This is a genomic window from Dielma fastidiosa, from assembly GCF_003475485.1.
Lineage (GTDB): Bacteria > Bacillota_I > Bacilli_A > Erysipelotrichales > Erysipelotrichaceae > Dielma > Dielma fastidiosa.
This window is the reverse complement of record NZ_QRQL01000022.1, coordinates 1-753: the sequence shown is the minus strand read 5'-3', so window position 1 is coordinate 753 and position 753 is coordinate 1. Positions and strand designations below refer to the sequence as shown.

1 protein-coding gene and 1 pseudogene are annotated in these 753 nt (G+C 52.1%); both read left to right on the top strand.

What is annotated here, in order from left to right:
* Positions 1-225: pseudogene (locus DWZ33_RS17880) on the top strand (transketolase); the annotation flags it as partial.
* A gap of 1 nt (position 226) precedes the next feature.
* The coding region (locus DWZ33_RS17875) for a transketolase family protein (RefSeq protein WP_420841425.1) at positions 227-753 on the top strand (527 nt) is incomplete at its 3' end.

The following is a 753-nucleotide window of genomic DNA, read 5'->3' as shown; positions in this document are numbered from 1 at the left end:
GAAGCGTTTGGCTGGCATGTGATCGATATTGACGGTCATGACTATGAAGCGATCGAAAAGGCATTTGAAGAAGCGAGAGCGACTAAAGGTCAGCCGACGATGATCCTTGCGCATACGATCAAAGGCAAGGGCGTCAGCTTCATGGAAAACAATGCGGCATGGCATGGCAGTGCGCCAAGTGCAGAACAGTGTGCGCAGGCAATCGCAGAATTGGGAGGCGAATAAGATGGGCAAGACAGCAACAAGAGAAGCGTACGGCAAAGCGTTGGCAGAGCTGATCGTCGAAAATGAAAAAGTAGTGGTATTAGATGCTGACCTGACAAAATCAACAAAAACCAGTGATGCGAAGAAAGCCTGTCCGGAGCGCCATTTCAATATGGGAATCGCGGAAGGCAACATGATGGCGGTAGCGGCAGGCTTAGCGGCGAGCGGCCAGATCGTCTACGCGTCAAGCTTTGCGATGTTCGCGGCAGGCAGAGCGTTTGAACAGATCCGCAACAGTATCGCCTATCCGCATCTGAATGTGAAAGTGTGTGCGACACACGCGGGATTGACCGTGGGTGAAGACGGTGCGAGTCATCAGTGCATCGAGGATTTAGCAATCATGCGCGCGATCCCGGGCATGAAGGTGTTCCAGCCATGTGACGCGGCAGAAACGAAAGCGATCATCAAAGGTATCGCGGAAATCGATGGGCCATGTTATGTAAGACTGGGCCGCGGCGGTGTAGAAGATGTATTTGATGAGAACTATAA